The 17,511-nt window shown below is 65.8% G+C and carries 17 protein-coding genes and 1 pseudogene; 17 read left to right on the forward strand and 1 reads right to left on the reverse strand.

What is annotated here, in order from left to right; translation table 11 throughout:
* Positions 1 to 12: 12 nt before the first annotated feature.
* Genes prmC through AC1DNG_RS17630 form a run of 3 tightly spaced genes read left to right on the forward strand, consistent with a single transcriptional unit; the run spans position 13 to position 2,467 of the window.
* Positions 13 to 942, forward strand: coding sequence for a peptide chain release factor N(5)-glutamine methyltransferase (prmC, locus tag AC1DNG_RS17620; RefSeq protein ID WP_476887880.1), 930 nt, complete (start codon positions 13 to 15; stop codon positions 940 to 942).
* Positions 939 to 1,703 carry an L-threonylcarbamoyladenylate synthase gene (locus tag AC1DNG_RS17625; RefSeq protein WP_476873182.1) on the forward strand — a complete coding sequence of 255 codons (765 nt, stop codon included), beginning with the start codon at positions 939 to 941 and terminating at the stop codon, positions 1,701 to 1,703. The genes prmC and AC1DNG_RS17625 overlap by 4 nt, the downstream gene beginning before the upstream one ends.
* The gene (locus AC1DNG_RS17630; protein ID WP_476887881.1) at positions 1,700 to 2,467 is read left to right on the forward strand and encodes a WecB/TagA/CpsF family glycosyltransferase; all 768 of its coding nucleotides are present in this window, start codon (positions 1,700 to 1,702) and stop codon (positions 2,465 to 2,467) included. The genes AC1DNG_RS17625 and AC1DNG_RS17630 overlap by 4 nt, the downstream gene beginning before the upstream one ends.
* A 33-nt stretch (positions 2,468 to 2,500) precedes the next feature.
* Here the strand turns inward: AC1DNG_RS17630 and AC1DNG_RS17635 are convergent, their stop codons facing one another.
* On the reverse strand, positions 2,501 to 3,397 hold the full coding sequence (locus tag AC1DNG_RS17635; protein WP_476887882.1) for a glycosyltransferase: 897 nt from the start codon (positions 3,395 to 3,397) through the stop codon (positions 2,501 to 2,503).
* A gap of 305 nt (positions 3,398 to 3,702) precedes the next feature.
* Here AC1DNG_RS17635 and AC1DNG_RS17640 point away from each other — a divergent pair, with 305 nt between their 5' ends.
* The 14 genes and pseudogenes from AC1DNG_RS17640 (at position 3,703) to AC1DNG_RS17705 (ending at position 17,460) form a co-directional block, all read left to right on the forward strand.
* The gene (locus AC1DNG_RS17640; protein WP_476887910.1) at positions 3,703 to 4,827 is read left to right on the forward strand and encodes an MraY family glycosyltransferase; all 1,125 of its coding nucleotides are present in this window, start codon (positions 3,703 to 3,705) and stop codon (positions 4,825 to 4,827) included.
* Positions 4,828 to 4,956: 129 nt separating this feature from the next.
* On the forward strand, positions 4,957 to 5,442 hold the full coding sequence (locus tag AC1DNG_RS17645) for a hypothetical protein (RefSeq protein ID WP_476887883.1): 486 nt from the start codon (positions 4,957 to 4,959) through the stop codon (positions 5,440 to 5,442).
* Positions 5,435 to 5,807 (forward strand): annotated as a pseudogene (locus AC1DNG_RS17650) (hypothetical protein). The gene AC1DNG_RS17645 and the pseudogene AC1DNG_RS17650 overlap by 8 nt, the downstream one beginning before the upstream one ends.
* Positions 5,808 to 5,888: 81 nt before the next feature.
* Positions 5,889 to 6,689 carry a F0F1 ATP synthase subunit A gene (gene atpB, locus AC1DNG_RS17655; RefSeq protein ID WP_223916023.1) on the forward strand — a complete coding sequence of 267 codons (801 nt, stop codon included), beginning with the start codon at positions 5,889 to 5,891 and terminating at the stop codon, positions 6,687 to 6,689.
* A gap of 125 nt (positions 6,690 to 6,814) precedes the next feature.
* Positions 6,815 to 7,033: an ATP synthase F0 subunit C gene (gene atpE, locus AC1DNG_RS17660; protein ID WP_003804776.1), complete on the forward strand. Its 219-nt coding sequence runs from the start codon at positions 6,815 to 6,817 to the stop codon at positions 7,031 to 7,033.
* Positions 7,034 to 7,081: 48 nt separating this feature from the next.
* Positions 7,082 to 7,633, forward strand: a complete 552-nt coding sequence (locus AC1DNG_RS17665) for a F0F1 ATP synthase subunit B (RefSeq protein ID WP_223916021.1) — start codon at positions 7,082 to 7,084, stop codon at positions 7,631 to 7,633.
* Complete coding sequence (locus AC1DNG_RS17670) at positions 7,633 to 8,460, forward strand: F0F1 ATP synthase subunit delta (protein ID WP_223916019.1); 828 nt, start codon at positions 7,633 to 7,635, stop codon at positions 8,458 to 8,460. Before AC1DNG_RS17665 ends, AC1DNG_RS17670 begins: the two co-directional genes overlap by 1 nt.
* Positions 8,461 to 8,543: 83 nt before the next feature.
* Positions 8,544 to 10,181, forward strand: a complete 1,638-nt coding sequence (atpA, locus tag AC1DNG_RS17675; protein ID WP_026266817.1) for a F0F1 ATP synthase subunit alpha — start codon at positions 8,544 to 8,546, stop codon at positions 10,179 to 10,181.
* A 76-nt stretch (positions 10,182 to 10,257) separates the two neighbouring features.
* Entirely contained in the window at positions 10,258 to 11,151 is an 894-nt protein-coding gene (locus tag AC1DNG_RS17680) for a F0F1 ATP synthase subunit gamma (RefSeq protein WP_028276063.1), read from the forward strand.
* 81 nt (positions 11,152 to 11,232) lie between these two features.
* Complete coding sequence (gene atpD / locus AC1DNG_RS17685) at positions 11,233 to 12,687, forward strand: F0F1 ATP synthase subunit beta (RefSeq protein WP_018775710.1); 1,455 nt, start codon at positions 11,233 to 11,235, stop codon at positions 12,685 to 12,687.
* A 1-nt stretch (position 12,688) separates the two neighbouring features.
* Positions 12,689 to 12,973 (forward strand): F0F1 ATP synthase subunit epsilon, encoded by a 285-nt coding sequence (locus AC1DNG_RS17690; RefSeq protein ID WP_018775711.1) that lies wholly within the window; start codon positions 12,689 to 12,691, stop codon positions 12,971 to 12,973.
* A gap of 10 nt (positions 12,974 to 12,983) precedes the next feature.
* Positions 12,984 to 13,415, forward strand: coding sequence for a DUF2550 domain-containing protein (locus AC1DNG_RS17695; RefSeq protein ID WP_223916017.1), 432 nt, complete (start codon positions 12,984 to 12,986; stop codon positions 13,413 to 13,415).
* A 5-nt stretch (positions 13,416 to 13,420) separates the two neighbouring features.
* Positions 13,421 to 14,845: an alpha/beta hydrolase gene (locus tag AC1DNG_RS17700; protein ID WP_476887884.1), complete on the forward strand. Its 1,425-nt coding sequence runs from the start codon at positions 13,421 to 13,423 to the stop codon at positions 14,843 to 14,845.
* A complete protein-coding gene (locus AC1DNG_RS17705; RefSeq protein WP_476887885.1) occupies positions 14,842 to 17,460 on the forward strand; it encodes a bifunctional lysylphosphatidylglycerol flippase/synthetase MprF in 2,619 nt (872 codons plus the stop codon). The genes AC1DNG_RS17700 and AC1DNG_RS17705 overlap by 4 nt, the downstream gene beginning before the upstream one ends.
* The last annotated feature ends 51 nt before the right edge of the window (positions 17,461 to 17,511 follow it).

The raw sequence follows: 17,511 nt of genomic DNA on the forward strand, positions 1-17,511 counted from the left end.
GGGTCACTGGTGATGACTGCAGGTGATGGTCCGAGCCTCGCGGAGGCCGTCAGCGAGGCGACGGCGGTCCTCGCGGCGGCCGGCGTGCCCAGCCCGCGCGTGGACGCCGAGCTCCTGGCGGAGCACCTGCTCGGCATCGGACTGGGCCGGCTGCGCGCGCTGATGCTCGGGGACGCGCCGGCGCCGGAAGGCTACGCCGACCTGGTCGCCGAACGGGCGCAGCGGATCCCGCTGCAGCACATAACGGGCGTGGCGCACTTCCGCTACCTCGAACTCGCCGTCGGTCCCGGTGTGTTCATCCCGCGGCCGGAGACCGAATCCGTGGTGCAGCTGGTCCTGGACTGGCTCAGCGCTAGGAAACAACTGGACGCCCTGGCGCACCCCAAGGTCGTGGACCTGGGCACCGGGTCCGGTGCCATTGCAGGCTCGATCGCCCATGAGGTTCCCGGCGCGGAAGTCCATGCGGTCGAGTTCAGCGAATTCGCGCACGCGTGGGCGGCGAAAAACTTGGCTCCCCTGGGCGTCCACCTCATCCGCGGCGACCTGCGCGACGCGCTGGCCGAACACAACGGCACGTTCGACGTCGTCGTCTCCAACCCGCCCTACATCCCCGCCGAAGCGATCCCGAACGAACCCGAAGTGGCGCTGCACGACCCGCCCGAGGCGCTCTACGGCGGGGGAGCGGACGGGATGGAACTTCCGACGGCGGCGGCCGCCTCGGCTGCCCGCCTGCTGGTTCCCGGCGGCTACTTCGTGATGGAGCACGCCGAGGTCCAGTCGGAATGGATCGCCGCGATGCTCAAACGCGCCGGGGTGTTCGCCGAGGTGACAACGCACCGTGACCTCAACGGCAAGGACCGCGCCACCAGCGCCGTCCTGGCACCGTCAGGGCCTACGGCCGCGAAAAATCGTGTGACAAGTGATGAAAGAATAGGCCAGTGACGACTAGCTACGATTGCACGGCGGCCGAGCAGCGCGCTGCGGGACTTGAGCACGCCCAACGGGCCATCCGGGAGAACAAGTGCGTGGTCTTTCCCACGGACACGGTCTACGGGATTGCGGCCGACGCCTTTTCACCCCTTGCCGTGACCCTGCTGCTCGCCTCCAAGGGCCGGAGCCGGAAGATGCCGCCGCCCGTGCTGATCCCCAGGCTGAACGCCCTCGATGGCCTGGCCACGGACGTTCCGGCCGAGGCGCGGCGGCTGGCCGAGGCGTTCTGGCCCGGCGGCCTGACCCTGATCCTGCATGCCCAGCCGTCGTTGGACTGGGATCTCGGCGAGACCAAGGGCACGGTCGCCCTGCGGATCCCGGCCGACGAGATCGCCCAGGACCTGCTGACGCTTACCGGACCCCTCGCGGTGTCCTCCGCTAACCGCACCGGGCACGCCGCGGCGCAGACCGCCGCGGACGCCGAAGCCCAGCTGGCGGAATCCGTGGAGGTTTACCTGGAGGGCGGACCCCGGCCCGCCGACGGCGCCGAGGCCCTCGCCTCGACCATCGTCGACGCGACGGCGCTGCCCTTGCGCGTCGTCCGGCAGGGAGCCATCAGCCTCGACCGCCTGCGCGGCGTGGTGCCCGGCGTCCTGGACATCGACGGCAACGCCCCCGATGCTGCGGACGCTCCGGAGCCGGCCGCAGAGTCCGCCGCCGCAGAGTCCGCCGCTGCGCTGGGCGACGCTGCCCCGGAGCCCGGTTCCGCATGACGCTGGAGCGTCAGCGCGTCCCTTTCCTCGACGTCGAAGCGACCCCCGTGACGGTGTCCGAGCTGACCGCGGTCCTCAGCACGTTCATGGCCGAGGGCCGGACCCGGATCGTGGTGGGGCACAACCTGCACAGCGTGACGCTGCTGCACTCCGATCCTGCCTTCCGCTCTTTCTATGAGCGCAGCGACGTGGTCCTGATCGACGGCGCACCGGTGCTCTGGCTCTGGGCGAAGACCGGCGAAGAGGACGACGGCAGGGAACCGGTGATGGACTACCGGCTGGGGTCGACCGACTGGATTCCCGCGCTCGGCAATGTCGCGGGACTGGAGCGCATTGCGGTCATCGGTGCAGGCGCCGTGGCCAACGCCGGTGCCGTGGCCAGGCTGCGGGAGATCGTCCCCGGGGCGCGGGTCGACGGGATGCCCGGCGCAGGCTGGAACAAGGAAGTTGAGGAAGCCGCGGTCGAATGGCTGAACCGGCTGCGCCCGCAGCTTGTGCTGCTGGGCCTCGGGATGCCGCTGCAGGAGCAGGTCATGGCCCGCCGGCTTGCCGCGCTTCCGCCTGCGGTCTACTGCACCGTCGGCGGCGCCATCGAACAGATTGCCGGTGTGCAGAAACTGGCGCCGCGCTGGATCGGCCGGCTCGGACTCGAATGGGCCTGGCGGCTCATGCTCCACCCGCAGCGGGTAGCCTACCGGGTGTTCGGCGAACCCTGGGTGCTGCTGGGCCTGCTGCTCCGCCGGCGCCTGCGCCGGCAGCCCTAGGCTGCCGGCGGGGCTGCGGGCGGGGGACCACGGTCAGAACTTCTGGTCCTCCAGCGGGCCGAAGCCCTTGCCGCGGAGCCCGGCAGAAAACGCGCGGAACCAGTCAGCGAGCCCGCGGAAGTCGCCGCTGCGCAGGAAGTAGCCGAGGTAGCCGCCCACATCCGCGATGAAGGACTTGACCCGGAAGTGGCGGCGGATCATGTACCCGCGGTTCCGGTAGTAGAAGTAGCGCTTGAAGGCGGAATCCGGAACGATCACGTGCCACCGCGCACCGAAGACGTGCTTGGTCTCAGCGAAGGCGTGCGGGTGCGTGATGGCGGCGGTGGTCACCGTGCCGAAGCGGATCCCGGCCTTCCTGAGCCTGAGCGTGAAGTCCACCTCGTCGCCACGGATGAAAAGGCGCATGTCCGGCAGGCCGACTTTGAAGAAGACATTGGAACGGATCAGGGCGCCGTTGAAGAAGTGCCCGTCGTCGGGCAGGAATCCGACCTTTTCCACCTCCGCGCGCTCATGCGTGACCTTGCCGTCCAGCCGGAAGAAAAAGGACAGCTGGTCCGGGTGGCCGGGGGCCACCACGAGGGGCACGACGGCGTCCAGACCACGTTCCTGGGCCTCACGGAGCAACGTGGCAAGGCAGTCGGGATCTGCCGGCTCGGCGTCGTCGTCCATCATCCAGATCCAGTCAGCCCCGCTGGCCACGGCCTTGAGGATGGCCAACGAGAATCCGCCGGCGCCGCCGAGGTTTGCCTCGGACCGGACATAGTCCACGTTGGCGTGCTGGCCGGCAACGTCCGTCGACGGCACGGTGCCACTGTCGACGAGGCAAATGGACTGCACTGGAGCGGTCTGGTTGTTGATGGCGTCCATCAGGACCGCCAGCTCCCTGGGACGGTCAAACGTCACGGCAGCGACTGCAACCGAGGGGGTCATCGCGGGGTCCTTTCAGCACGACCGTCAGTGGTTTTCCCGCCGGCAGAGGGCCGTGTGACGCGAAGACAGGTGGCCGTTGGCATTAGTATCTTGACTAGAGTCCACTGTAATACAGCCCTGTCAGGCACTACGCACTGCCTGCCCTGCGCACGGCGACGGAGAAGTTTCATTTTTCGAAAGACAGTTCCACCGCAATCGAATCCACCCCATTTCCGCAGCTCACCGGCGCGTCCGGTGCTGCGGGACGTGCCGGCGTGCGGTGCCTGTGCTGACGGTACTGACGGCGTTTGGCTGGTGGTCGTCCCGTGATCATGTACCTGCTCATGATGCTGACGGCAGCGATCGTGACCTACGCGGCGACATGGGGTGCCCGGCTCGCGGGCAACAAGCTGGAGCTGTATTCCCCGATCCGCAGCCGCGACATGCATTCCACCCCGATCTCCCGGCTCGGCGGCCTCGGCATCTTCGCGGGCGTGCTGGTTGCCCTGGTCACGGCGAGCAATTCGTTCTTCGTCAAGGACATCTTCCGGAACAACACGGCGCCATGGGGAATCCTGGCCGGGGCCGCGGTGATCGTCGTTGTCGGAGTGGCGGACGACCTGCTGGATCTGAGGTGGTGGGTCAAGCTGATCGGCCAGAGCGCCGCGGCACTGGTCGTGGCCACCTGGGGGGTCCGGATGACGATCATCCCGTTCATTCCCGAGCCGATCGTGATCCAGAACGAGGCCGTGAGCATTGTGTTGACGGCCGGGTTGATCGTCACCACCATGAATGCGTTCAATTTCATCGACGGACTGGACGGGCTCGCCGCGGGCGTGGCGATCATCGGCGGAGCGGCGTTCTTCCTCACGGCCTACTGGGTCCACCGCACGGCCGTCCTGCTGGACCGTTCGGACCTCGCCACCTTGCTGACCGCCGTCGTGGTCGGCAGCTGCGTCGGCTTCCTGCCGCACAACTGGTTCCCCTCCAAAATCTTCATGGGCGATTCCGGGGCCATGCTGATTGGCCTGCTGATGGCCTCGGCCGGCGTCGTCTCGACCGGCCAGATCAGCTCAGGCCTCTACGACCGGGCCAACGGCATCCCCACGATCATCCCCATCCTGTTGCCGTTCGCGGTGCTGTTCCTGCCGCTGCTGGACCTGTGCCTGGCGGTGGTGCGGCGGACAGCGCTGGGCCGGTCGCCGTGGTCGGCGGACCGCGGACACCTGCACCACAAACTCCTGGACATCGGATACTCGCACCGCGGCGCCGTCGTGCTGATGTACTTGTGGACCTGCATCCTTGCCTTCGGCGGCCTCGCTTTCGCGATCTTTCCCTGGCACATAGTCCTCGCCGCCGATCTGGCCGCCGCGGCAATCATGGCCGTGGCGACTGCCTGGCCGTACCTGCGCCAGCGCGGGCCGAGGCAGATGGCCCGCACTCCCGAATAGCGTGACCGGCATGCCCGGGGAACCCGCTCCGACGCGCTTTTCCGAATAATTTCTATCTAATGTAGAATTCAGGGGCGGTACTTCGCCGCCTGCCTTGACCAGCAATACGCCAGCGACGATTGGGATCTGATGACCTCCAACGCCGAACCGGAACCCGCTTCCGGCAACGGACCCGTTGGCGTCTCCGGCCCCACAAAATCCCTGTGGCTCAGGCTGCTGGCAATGAGTTCCGCGGCCTCCGCCGCAGCACTGGTGCTGACCGGCACGGCCGCCTTCATCTTTAACGGCGCCGTGGGGTTCTGGTCCGCCCTGTTCGGCGGCGCGCTGGTGATGGCCTTCTTTGCCATCAGCCTCGCGGTGGGCCACTTCGTCGGCCGCAACAACCCTTCGGGAGCGATCGGACTGTTCGTCGCGACGTACTTCGTCAAGGTTGTCGGCTTCGCCGTGGTCCTCTTCGTCATCGGCGCCCCGGCCTGGCTGCACGGCCGCTGGTTCCTGATCGGCGCCGTCGTCACCGTCGTGTTCTGGCAGGCAACCGAAATTTACGGTTTCAGCAAGGCCAGGCTCCAGATTTACAACGATCCCGAAACGCGAAAAGGCGGCACCGATGTTTAGCCGCAAATCCGGCCGCAGACCAGTTGCCGGACCACGTACCGGACCAGAAAACCAGCCAGCCAAATCACCCAAAACTACGTCCGGTGCCCCCGGTGTATCGACCGACGGAAGCGACGGCGGATACAACGCCGGAATCGCCGTCTTCAGCTACATTGTTGGCGGAATCATCGTCTGGAGTTTGATAGGGTGGGGACTGGATAATCTGTGGGGAACCCGCTGGATTGTGCTCGCAGGCGCTCTGCTTGGAGCTGCGGGAGGGTTCTATCTTTCTCATATGCACGGCCTCACCAGTAACAGAACTTCAGCTGATGACGGCACTGCTGCACGTGGCCCGTCCCAGGACGAGGAACAGTAATGCCAAATAATTTCACAGGGGGAGAGGCGGGCACCAATGTCGCCGGTCCCCGCCCAACGCCCAATGATGGACACTGCAGAGAGGAAACGCGTTGATCGCGCTTGCGCTCCCGGCCCAAGATTCAGGAACCTTCACGCCTCCTGGAATTGAAGAACTTCACCTGCCGGCTATCATCCCCTGGGGTGCTGCCGACGGATTTTCCAAGCAGATGCTGCTGGTAATCCTGTCGGTCGTCATTATCGGTACATTCTTTGTGATCGCTGCACGGAAGCAGCAGCTGGTTCCCGGCAAGCTGCAGTTCGCTGGCGAGGCCGCCTATAGCTTCGTCCGCAACAGCATCGCCAAGGACATTATCGGCGGCCGGGACTTCATGAAGTATGTCCCGCTGCTGTTCACGCTTTTCTTCTTCATCCTCGTGAACAACATCTACGGTGCAATCCCGCTGATCCAGCTTCCCACCTTCTCGCACGTCGGCGGTGCCTATGTGCTCGCCGCGATCGTGTACGTCACCTGGATCGCCGTCGGCATCCGGAAGAGCGGCCTGAAGTACTTCAAGCTGGCCACGGTTCCGTCCGGTGTGCCGTTCTACATTCTCCCGATCGTCGTACCGATCGAGATCATCTCCAACTTCCTGGTCCGCCCGGTCACGCACAGCCTCCGTCTGTTCGCCACCATGCTGGCCGGCCACCTGATCATCATGATCTCCGGTGCGGGCATCGAATACCTCGTGATGCAGGAAAACGTCCTCCTCAAGGGCGCGTCCGTACTCGTCCTTGGCGGTGCGATCGCCATGTACATGCTCGAAGCGCTGATCATGGTGCTGCAGGCCTACGTCTTCACGCTGTTGACCGCGATCTACATCGAAGGCGCGCTGCACGCCGACAGCCACTAGGCGAAGGCCTTCAGGCGCACACGCCAGAAGGCACAACCCCAGCCGGCACAACATAGTCTTCCCCTCACGGGGATGAAGCAACCCAAACAACCTGCCACATGGGTGGCATCTTGAAAGGAAGAAAAATGGAAGGCTCCATCAACGGCTCCCTCAACCTCATCGGCTACGGCCTCTCCGCCATCGGCGGTGGTATCGGTGTGGGTCTCGTGTTCGCCGCTTACATCAACGGTGTGGCACGTCAGCCGGAAGCCCAGCGCGTCCTGCAGCCGATCGCATTCCTCGGCCTCGCGCTGACTGAAGCCCTCGCCATCCTTGGCCTGGTCTTCGCGTTCGTTCTTAAGTAAACAGAACAACCGAACATCCAGAACCGAGTAGATAAGGACGGGTGAAATATGAATCAAGCGATCATCTCAGCCGCCACCGAAGGCGGTACTAACCCCCTCGTTCCCAATCCTTGGGAAATGCTTGTCGTCTTCGCCGGCTTTGCGCTCCTCTTGTTCATCGTGGTCAAGTACGTTGTCCCGATGTTCGAGAAGACCTTCGCAGAGCGGGCCGAAGCCATCGAGGGCGGTATCGCCAAGGCCGAAAAGGCCCAGGCCGAGGCCTCCGCAGCGCTCGAAGAGTACAAGGCGCAGCTCACGGAAGCCCGCACCGAAGCCAACCGCATCCGCGAGGAAGCACGCGCCGAAGGCGCCCAGATCCTTGCAGAGCTGAAGGAGAAGGCGGCTGCCGAGTCTGCCCGCATCACCGCGCAGGCCCACACGCAGATCGAATCCGAGCGCCAGGCGGCCGTTGTGTCGCTCCGCGCGGAGGTCGGCACGCTGGCCACGACGCTGGCGAGCCGCATCGTCGGCGAGGCACTGAGCGACGATGCACGGTCGGCCCGAGTGGTGGACCGCTTCCTGGCAGATCTGGAGAACCAGAACGCGGGTGTAGCTAAGTAATGGCAGGTGTATCGAGCGAATCGCTGGCCGCTGCGCTGGCGGCACTGGAGGCCAAGCTTCCCACCGCGTCGCTGCAGTTGGCAAAGGAACTCTTCGGAATCCTGGGAACCGTGGACAGCTCGGCCGGCTTGCGCCGTGCTTTGACTGACCCGTCCCGCAGCGGTGACGAAAAGTCGGCGCTGGTCAAGCAGCTCTTCGGCGGAAAAGTATCCGCTGACGCTGTTGAAATCGCAGCCGGACTGGCCAGCTCCCGCTGGGCATCGGCACGGGATATCGGCGATGCACTCGAGACTCTTGCCGCTTCGGTGGTCATCGCTGTTGCCGAGAACAAGTCGGCCGTCTCTGCCTCCGGGCTCAGCGGACTGGAATCGCTGGAGAACGATCTGTTCTCCTTCAACCAGGCCGTTGAGTCCAGCCACGAGGTCCAGCGTGCTCTGTCCGAGCCGCAGGCCAGCCCGGCCGCCAAGGTGTCCCTCGCCGACAAACTCGTACCCGGTGCGAGCGAGGAAGCGAAAGTCCTGATCGGGCAGGCCGTCACGGCTCCGCGCGGGCTTAAGGTCACCAGGCTGGTCCGCCGTTTCGCCGAGCTTGCCGCCAAGCGCCAGCAGCGCTGGATTGCAACGGTCGACGTCACCCGTCCGCTGACGGAGACGCAGATCAGCCGCCTGCAGGCGGGGCTGAACGCCCTTTACGGGCGCGAGCTCAAGATCAACATGAATGTTGACCCGGCACTGATCGGTGGCATCCGGATCCAGGTAGGTGACGAAGTGGTTGACGCTTCGGTCGCCGGCCGCCTGGGCCAGCTCCAGCGTCAGCTTGCCGGCTAGCCGGACAAGCACAACCTAACGACAAGAAACCCCGGTCATCGTGAGCAACGATGATCACGAAAACAGGAGAGCAGGGACTGCAGATGGCCGAATTGACCATCAACGCCGACGACGTCCGTAATGCGTTGAACGAGTTCGCGGCGTCCTACGAACCCGGAAACGCAGAGCGCGTAGAGGTCGGCCGTGTAACAACCGCAGGTGACGGCATCGCCCGTGTTGAGGGCCTTCCCTCGGTCATGGCGAACGAGCTGCTTCGCTTCGAAGACGGCACGCTGGGCCTGGCCCAGAACCTCGACGTCCGCGAGATCGGCGTCATCATCCTCGGTGACTTCACCGGAATCGAAGAAGGCCAGGAAGTCCACCGCACCGGGCAGGTTCTGTCCGTGCCGGTTGGCGACGCCTTCCTCGGCCGCGTGGTTGACCCGCTGGGCCAGCCCATCGATGACCTCGGCGAGATCAAGGCCGAGACCACCCGTGCCCTGGAACTCCAGGCACCCGGCGTGACCCAGCGTAAGTCGGTCCACGAGCCGATGCAGACCGGACTCAAGGCTATCGACGCCATGATCCCGATCGGCCGCGGCCAGCGCCAGCTGATCATCGGTGACCGCCAGACCGGCAAGTCCGCCATTGCCATCGACACGATCATCAACCAGAAGGCCAACTGGGCTTCCGGCGACGTGAAGAAGCAGGTGCGCTGCATCTACGTGGCGATCGGCCAGAAGGCATCCACGATCGCAGCCGTCCGCCAGACCCTCGAGGACAACGGCGCCCTGGAATACACCACGATCGTGGCTTCCCCGGCGTCCGACCCCGCAGGCTTCAAGTACCTGGCACCGTACGCCGGCTCGGCCATCGGCCAGCACTGGATGTACGGCGGCAAGCACGTCCTCATCGTGTTCGATGACCTGTCCAAGCAGGCCGAGGCCTACCGTGCAGTGTCACTGCTGCTCCGCCGCCCGCCGGGACGCGAAGCCTACCCGGGCGACGTCTTCTACTTGCACTCCCGTCTGCTGGAGCGTTGTGCCAAGCTCTCCGACGAGCTCGGTGCAGGCTCGATGACCGGTCTGCCGCTGATCGAGACCAAGGCGAACGACGTTTCCGCCTACATCCCGACCAACGTGATCTCCATCACCGATGGCCAGATCTTCCTGCAGTCGGACCTCTTCAACGCCAACCAGCGCCCCGCTGTCGACGTCGGTGTGTCCGTCTCCCGTGTTGGTGGCGCCGCCCAGGTCAAGTCCATGAAGAAGGTCTCCGGTACCTTGAAGCTGGAACTGGCCCAGTACCGCGACATGCAGGCCTTCGCCATGTTTGCCTCGGACCTGGACGCCGCATCGCGCCAGCAGCTGACCCGCGGTGCACGCCTGATGGAACTGCTCAAGCAGGGCCAGTACTCGCCGTTCCCGGTCGAGAACCAGGTCGTCTCCATCTGGGCCGGCACCAACGGCCACCTGGACGAGGTTCCGGTTGAAGACATCAACCGCTTCGAGACCGAGTTCCTGGAGCACCTCAAGCACAAGTCCTCCATCCTGACGACGCTGGCCCAGACCAACGTCATGGACGATGACACCGCTGAAGCACTGAAGACCGCAATCGTGGACTTCAAGAAGGGCTTCTTCGGCGAGGGAGACAACCTCCTGGTCGGTGCGGGGCACGAGGAGCACGCCCCCATCGGCGAGGATCAGGTCGACCAGGAAAAAATCGTCAAGCAGAAGCGCTAGTTTCGCTGGCAGGGACTGCCGGGACCCGCACGGGTTCCGGCAGTCCCGGCCATCGGGATCTTAGGAAAGGATAAGTATGGGAGCCCAGATCCGGGTCTACCGCCAGAAGATCAGCTCGACGACGTCGATGCGCAAGATCTTCAAGGCGATGGAACTGATCGCTACCTCGCGCATCGGCAAGGCCCGAGCACGCGTAGCAGCTTCACTGCCTTACGCGAACGCGATCACGCGTGCCGTTTCTGCTGTCGCAAGCCAGAGCGAAATCGACCACCCCCTGGTCACCGAGCCGGCGCAGATCCGCCGGGCCGCCGTCCTGGTCATCACCTCGGACCGTGGCCTCGCGGGATCTTACTCGGCGAGTGTCCTCAAGCAGGCCGAAGGCCTCAACGAGCTGCTCCACGGGGAAGGTAAGGAAGTCAAGACGTTCCTGGTCGGCCGCAAGGCGCAGGCGTACTTCGACTTCCGGAACCGTGAATACGCTCGCGTATGGACCGGCAACACGGATGCACCGGAGTTTGCGACCGCGCGCGAAGTCAGTGAAGCACTGCTGGCCGAATTCGCTAACGCCTACGAAGAGGGCGGCGTCGACGAAATCCACGTCGTCTACACCCGCTTCAAGTCGATGGTGACCCAGGAGCCGACGGTCGTCCGTCTGCTGCCGCTCGAGGTTGTCGAAGAGAAAGCCGCGTCCGAATCGGACCTGCTGCCCCTCTACGAATTCGAGCCGGAAACGGAGCAGGTTCTCGATGCCCTGCTGCCGCGCTACATCGAATCACGTATCTTCGCCGCCATGTTGCAGGCAGCAGCTTCCGAGCTCGCAGCCCGCCAGCGTGCGATGAAGTCCGCCGGCGACAACGCGACGGATCTCATCAAGAAGTACACGCGTCTGCGCAACACTGCCCGTCAGGCTGAAATTACGCAGGAGCTTTCCGAAATCGTTGCCGGTGCCGACGCGTTGTCCGCGTCCTAGCCAGCACGAGCCCGGATCCAGCTGTACCTGCACCAAAAGATAAACTTAACCCCACGCCATCTACTGAGTGAAGTGAGAGAGATGACTGCCACTGCTACCGATCACGTAGCCGCAACGTCCGGTGCTACCGGTCGTATTGCACGTGTTATTGGCCCGGTTGTCGACGTCGAATTCCCGGCTGACGCAATCCCCTCGATTTACAACGCACTCACCACCGAGATCACTCTCAACGGTGAGACCCGAACCATCACGTTCGAGGTTGCCCTGCACCTGGGTGACAACCTGATCCGTGCCATCTCCCTCCAGGCCACCGACGGACTTGTCCGCGGTACCAACGTGGTGGACACCGGTGCCCCGATCTCCGTGCCCGTGGGCGACGGCGTCAAGGGCCACATCTTCAACGTGCTGGGCCAGCCCCTCGACGTTGCCGAGTCCGAACTCCAGATCAGCGAACGCTGGCCTATCCACCGCAAGGCTCCGGCCTTCGCGACCCTGGAAGGCTCCACCGAGATGCTGGAAACCGGCATCAAGGTGATCGACCTCCTCACCCCGTACATCAAGGGTGGCAAGATCGGCCTGTTCGGTGGTGCCGGCGTCGGCAAGACCGTGCTGATCCAGGAAATGATCACCCGTGTTGCCCGCAACTTCGGCGGCACCTCGGTGTTCGCCGGTGTCGGCGAGCGTACCCGTGAAGGTAACGACCTCTGGGTCGAAATGGAAGAGGCCGGCGTCCTCAAGGACACCGCCCTTGTGTTCGGCCAGATGGACGAGCCGCCGGGAACGCGTCTGCGCGTTGCACTGTCCGCCCTGACCATGGCGGAGTACTTCCGTGATGTGCAGAACCAGGACGTGCTGCTCTTCATCGACAACATCTTCCGCTTCACCCAGGCAGGCTCCGAGGTTTCCACCCTCCTCGGCCGCATGCCGTCGGCCGTGGGCTACCAGCCCAACCTGGCTGACGAGATGGGCCTCCTCCAGGAGCGCATCACGTCCACCAAGGGCCACTCCATCACCTCGATGCAGGCCATCTACGTTCCCGCAGATGACTACACCGACCCGGCTCCTGCCACGACCTTCGCACACCTCGACGCGACCACGGAACTTTCCCGTGAAATCGCTTCCCGTGGTCTGTACCCGGCCGTTGACCCGCTGACGTCGACCTCCCGCATCCTGGATCCGCAGTACATCGGCCACGACCACTACAACACGGCCGTCCGCGTCAAGCAGATCCTGCAGAAGAACAAGGAACTTCAGGACATCATCGCCATCCTCGGCGTTGACGAACTCTCTGAAGAAGACAAGATTGTTGTCTCGCGTGCACGCCGCATCCAGCAGTTCCTCTCGCAGAACACCTACACCGCCAAGCAGTTCACCGGCGTCGAGGGCTCCACCGTGTCCATCAAGGACACTGTTGAAGGCTTCACCGCTATCTGCGACGGCGACCTTGACCACGTTGCAGAGCAGGCGTTCTTCAACGTCGGCGGCCTGGACGACGTCGAGCGCCAGTGGGCCAAGATCCAGGAACAGACCAAGTAATATGGCTGAGCTTGAGGTTGAGATTGTCGCAGCGGACCACTTTGTGTGGTCCGGAGCGGCCAAGATGGTCAAGGCCCGCACCAGCGATGGTGAAATCGGAATCCTGCCCGGCCACTCGCCCCTGCTGGCGATTCTGGCCGAAGGTGAGCTGGCAATCGAGCCGGTATCCGGTGACCGCATCGCTGTAGTTGTTGACGGGGGATTCTTCTCTGTCGACAACAACAGGGTGGTCATTGTTGCTGACAACGCCCAAATGGGCGAAGCGGCTACTGCGGGGATCCGCTAGCACGACCTTGATGAACGATATTGGTTTGCCGTTCATCGTCCTGGCAACTGCGTTTGGGTTGCTGGTATTTGCACTGTGCCTTTCGGGGGTGCGCCGCTTCAATCTGCGGCGCGCCCTGGGCACGGTGGACGCCTCCATCTGCACGGCTGGAAACAGCTGGCAGATGGGGGTTTGTCGTTATCAGGACAACGACCTCGAATGGTTCCGCCTGGTCTCACTCAGCGTCCGCCCCAAGCACACCTTCCGGCGCAGTTCGCTGGAGCTGCTTGGCCGGCGCAAGCCGACCGAATCCGAGCTCCTCAAGGTCCAGCCCGACGCCGTCATCGTGGAGCTCCGCTACGAGGGCCAGCAGGTCCTCCTGGCCATGCGATTCGATGCCTACACAGGGTTGTCATCCTGGCTTGAGGCCGGACCCGTCATCGGCGTCGGCACCTGGCGCTAGCCCCGGTGGACTACCTCGATGGCCTTAGCCTGGTCGACGGCCCGGTGGTGTGGATCGTGTGGGCAGCCGCCGCGGCGGGCCTGGCCTACCTCCTGACGCACGTTGCCCTCCGGCACACGGGTTTCCGGCGCACGGGCCGCCGCGCTCCCGGCGCGGCCGTGGCCGTCGCGGCTGCCATGACCCTGCTCGCCGCGGCGCTCGTCGCGGCCGTGCACTGGTTCCTGCTCTACGCCGTCACCGTCTTCCCTGCCGAACTGCCGGGGGAGACCCTGGCCTGGTCCGTTGCCGGCGTCCTCGCCCTGCTGCTGTGGCTCATGCGCCTGCTTGGACTCTGGGGCCGCGGACGGACCGGCACTAATCCGACCGGCACTATTCCGACCGGCACTAATCCGACCGGCACTATTCCGGGCCGTAGCCGTCGCTGGCGTTCAGGCGCAGCAGCCACGGCCGCCTTCCTGGCCGTCCTCGCGCTGTCCGCCGTCCAGATCAACATCTACTTCGGCCTGAACCACACTGTCGGCGACCTCACCGGAGCGGCCGCAGCCCGGATCCAGCCGCTCGAGGCCGGCCTGACGCGCGCCGCCGGCGCCCCTGCCGCCACCGGGCTCACCAACTGGCAGGCGCCGGACCACCTTCCCGACGGCGTCATCCGCAAGGCGGTCATCCCGGGCACCGTCTCCGGCTTCCAGAGCCGGGACGCCTACGTCTATCTCCCTCCGGCCTACCTGGGTTCCCCCCGGCCTGCGCTGCCGGTGCTGGTCCTCTTTTCCGGCCAGCCGGGCGGTCCTGCCGACTGGCTGACTGGCGGCGCACTCCGGAGCCGGCTCGACCGGTTCGCCGCGGAGCACGCCGGGGTGGCGCCCGTAACGGTGGTGGTCGATCCCAACGGCTCGGCGTCGGGAAACACGCTGTGCATGGACAGCCGGATTGCCCAGGCGGACACCTTCCTGGCGCGGGACGTTCCGGACTGGATCAAGCGCACGCTCGACGTCGACCCGGATCCCCGCCGGTGGGCCGCGGGCGGTTTCTCCTTCGGCGGCACGTGCGCCATGCAGATGGTCACGAGGCATCCCGGCGTCTACATCGCGGCGCTGGCCTTCTCCAGCGAGGAGGAGCCGGCCCTCGCGAAGGTGCGGGCCAAGACCATTGAGGCCTCCTTCGGCGCCGACGCCGCGGCCTTCGACCAGCTGACCCCGCTGCGCGTCATGGCGGAACACCGCTTCGACGGCCACGGCGTGTATTTCGCCGCCGGAGACCGCGATCCGCAGTTCACGGGCTACATGGACGTGCTCTCCGAGGCGGCACGCCGTGCCGGGTTCAGCGTTGAAACACACCGGATCGCCAACGCTGGGCACTCCTGGGACGTGGCATCCGGCGGCCTTCCCGGCGGCCTGGACTTCCTGGCCCGACGCTGGGGGATCGCGCCATGAGCCAGGCCAAGACCGGGAGTAACCGGACCGCGGCGGGCCCAGGGCCGGAGATCCCGCCGTTGCAGGGTGTCTGGCGCCAGGGCTTGCGCCGGACGCTGGCGCACTTCCGTGCCGTACCCTTCACGCTGGCGGTCCTCGCGGCCTTCCTCGGTGTCGGGGCCGTGACGGGCAGCTTCCTGTCGGGCCCGCCCGACGCCCTGTTGCCTGTAGCGTCCGTCAACGCTTCGGGGCTGAAAGCGGGGCATTGGTGGTCCTTGTTCACCTCGCTGTTCTTCGCCACCAACCTGCTGGCCTACCTGGCCGCATCACTGATGATCCTCCTGCTTCTGGGTCTCGCTGAACGGCATCTGGGGACCCTGCGGACGGCCGTATTCTTCTTTGTAGGCCAGTTCGCTGCTGTGACGGTGTTCCTGCTGGTTACCCAGCTGGCCCGGTATATCGGCGACGGCTGGCTGGGGCTCATGGTCAACGCCCGGCTGATTGGCCCCTACGCCGCCGTCCTGGCCGTGGCCCTGGCCGCCAGCGGCCTGCTGCCCACGCTGTGGCAACGCAGGCTGCGGACCGCCGGCCTGTCCGCGTCCCTGCTGCTGGTGCTCTACGTCGGGCATCCGGAGACAGTGGTTGGGCTCGCCGGTGCCCTTGCCGGCCTGGCCGCGGGCTGGTGGATCCAGGGCGACCGGGGGACCCTGCACCGGCACCGTTCAACCGGACGCGAGACCCGCAACCTGCTGGCCCTCACGGTCGCGATCTTCGCGGTGGGGCCGATCCTCACGGCCGCCGTCAGCAGCCCCACCGGGCCCCTGGCCCTGTTGCGCGACGTCGTGCTGAACCCGCTGCCCACGCTGGGCCAGCTGGAGGAAAACTGCGGCGGGACGGTGGACGTCAGCTGCCTGGAGGCCGGCCGCGCCGGACTCGCCGGTCCGCTGGGCCTTGCGCTGGCGGTTGTCCCGGTGGTCCTGCTGTTGATCTGTGCGGACGGCATGCGGCAGGGCCGCCGCCTGGCCCTGCGGATCGCGATCATCGTCCAGCTTGGCGTGACAGCCCTGGCCGCCGTGTACCTGGCCCTGTTCGCCCGGATTCCGCACTACGCCAGCCAGCCGCACACGGCCGTGATGGGCTCCGGCTTCGTCCGCGTCCTTCCGCTCGTGGCCGTCCCGTTGCTGCTCGTTGTGCTGCTCTGGCTTAACCGCCGGCAGTTCAGGGTGGAGACTGCTCCGCGGGCCAGGCGGATCCTGGGCATCGTGGTCGGGGGCACGTGGCTGGTGCTCGCCGGGGCCTATTCGGTGGCCTGGCTCGCCGCCGGCGGGATGGACCGCGACGGGGGAGTGCTGGGCCTCGCGGCGGAACTCGCCCGGCAGTACCTGCCGCTGCCCATTCCGGGCGCCTACAGCCGGTTGTTCCAGAACCGCAACGCCGTCGAGTCATTTCTGTTCGCCTATGCCGGCATCATCTTCTGGGGGGTGGCCCTGGCGGCGGTCTGGCTGGTGCTGCGGCGGCGGCTGCACGGTACCGGACACAGCACCGACGTCGGCTCCGGGGACCGGGACACGGCCCGTGACCTGATCCGCCAAGGCGGGGACTCACTGTCCTGGATGGCGCTCTGGGAACCGAACAAATACTGGTTTACGCCGGACCGGCGCGGCGGCGTGGCCTATCAGCAGCACGGCAACGTGGCCCTGACGCTGGCGGGCCCGTTCGGATCCGCCGCCCTCCACGAGGAGACCGCGGCGGGTTTCATGCGCTACTGCGCCGAACACGCCCTGATCCCGTGTTTCTACTCCTGCACCGCCGGCCTCTGGCCGATGCTCCGGGCCCGCGGATTCCGCCGCGTGGCCGTGGCCCAGGAAACCAGGCTCGCCGTGCGCGAACTCGAGTTCAAGGGCAAGGAATGGCAAAACGTCCGCACCGCCCTGAACCGTGCCGCGAAGACCGGTGTCCAGGCCGTATGGGGGCGCTACAGCGAATTCCCGGCCCCTCTGCGGACCCAGCTCAGCGAGGTCTCCGAAGAGTGGGCGGCGCAAAAGCACGTGCCGGAGATGGGCTTCACGCTCGGCAGCATCGACGAGCTCGACGACGACGAGGTGCTGTGCTGCCTGGCGGTGGACGCCTCCGGACGCGTGCAGGGCGTTACGAGCTGGCTGCCGGTGTACGCGGACGGACAGCTCGTGAGCTGGACCCTGGACTTCATGCGCCGGCGCGGCGACGCGTTCCCCGGTGTCATGGAGTTCCTCATTGCTTCCGCCGTGCTGGAGCTCAAGCGCACGGTTGAGGTGATCTCCCTGTCCGGCTCGCCGCTGGCGAAGGACCGTGACGGAGACAGTGCCGGCGGCGGCGACTCCGGAGGCGACTCCGGCAGCGACTCAGGCGGCAGCGACGCCGGGCCGGAGGGGCTGGCCGGGATCCTGGACGTGGTGGGCAGGGCCCTGGAACCCGTCTACGGCTTCCGCTCGCTGGCAACCTTCAAGTCGCGTTTCAAACCGGACTACCGCACGCTGTACCTCTACTACCAGGATCCGTTGCAATTGCCGGCGATGGGCCGGGCCCTGAGCCGCGCGTACCTTCCCGGGTTGTCCGTCCGGCAAAGTGCCCGCCTGCTGCGCACTTTGGTGCGTTAGGCAGGGCCCGGCGGGTTAGTGCCCGGGGTTAGTGCGGAATTCGGCTGAAGA

This window comes from Arthrobacter sp. 01T425, assembly GCF_056398725.1.

What these genes read in the sequence shown, in the direction of transcription:
- AC1DNG_RS17690 (WP_018775711.1), top strand. Translation starts at nt 12,689, where the DNA reads ATGGCTGAGCTTGAGGTTGAGATTGTCGCAGCGGACCACTTTGTGTGG.
- AC1DNG_RS17695 (WP_223916017.1), top strand. Translation starts at nt 12,984, where the DNA reads ATGAACGATATTGGTTTGCCGTTCATCGTCCTGGCAACTGCGTTTGGG.
- AC1DNG_RS17635 (WP_476887882.1), bottom strand. Translation starts at nt 3,397, where the DNA reads ATGACCCCCTCGGTTGCAGTCGCTGCCGTGACGTTTGACCGTCCCAGG.
- atpE (WP_003804776.1), top strand. Translation starts at nt 6,815, where the DNA reads ATGGAAGGCTCCATCAACGGCTCCCTCAACCTCATCGGCTACGGCCTC.
- AC1DNG_RS17705 (WP_476887885.1), top strand. Translation starts at nt 14,842, where the DNA reads ATGAGCCAGGCCAAGACCGGGAGTAACCGGACCGCGGCGGGCCCAGGG.
- AC1DNG_RS17645 (WP_476887883.1), top strand. Translation starts at nt 4,957, where the DNA reads ATGACCTCCAACGCCGAACCGGAACCCGCTTCCGGCAACGGACCCGTT.
- prmC (WP_476887880.1), top strand. Translation starts at nt 13, where the DNA reads ATGACTGCAGGTGATGGTCCGAGCCTCGCGGAGGCCGTCAGCGAGGCG.
- AC1DNG_RS17670 (WP_223916019.1), top strand. Translation starts at nt 7,633, where the DNA reads ATGGCAGGTGTATCGAGCGAATCGCTGGCCGCTGCGCTGGCGGCACTG.
- AC1DNG_RS17630 (WP_476887881.1), top strand. Translation starts at nt 1,700, where the DNA reads ATGACGCTGGAGCGTCAGCGCGTCCCTTTCCTCGACGTCGAAGCGACC.
- atpA (WP_026266817.1), top strand. Translation starts at nt 8,544, where the DNA reads ATGGCCGAATTGACCATCAACGCCGACGACGTCCGTAATGCGTTGAAC.
- AC1DNG_RS17680 (WP_028276063.1), top strand. Translation starts at nt 10,258, where the DNA reads ATGGGAGCCCAGATCCGGGTCTACCGCCAGAAGATCAGCTCGACGACG.
- atpD (WP_018775710.1), top strand. Translation starts at nt 11,233, where the DNA reads ATGACTGCCACTGCTACCGATCACGTAGCCGCAACGTCCGGTGCTACC.
- AC1DNG_RS17665 (WP_223916021.1), top strand. Translation starts at nt 7,082, where the DNA reads ATGAATCAAGCGATCATCTCAGCCGCCACCGAAGGCGGTACTAACCCC.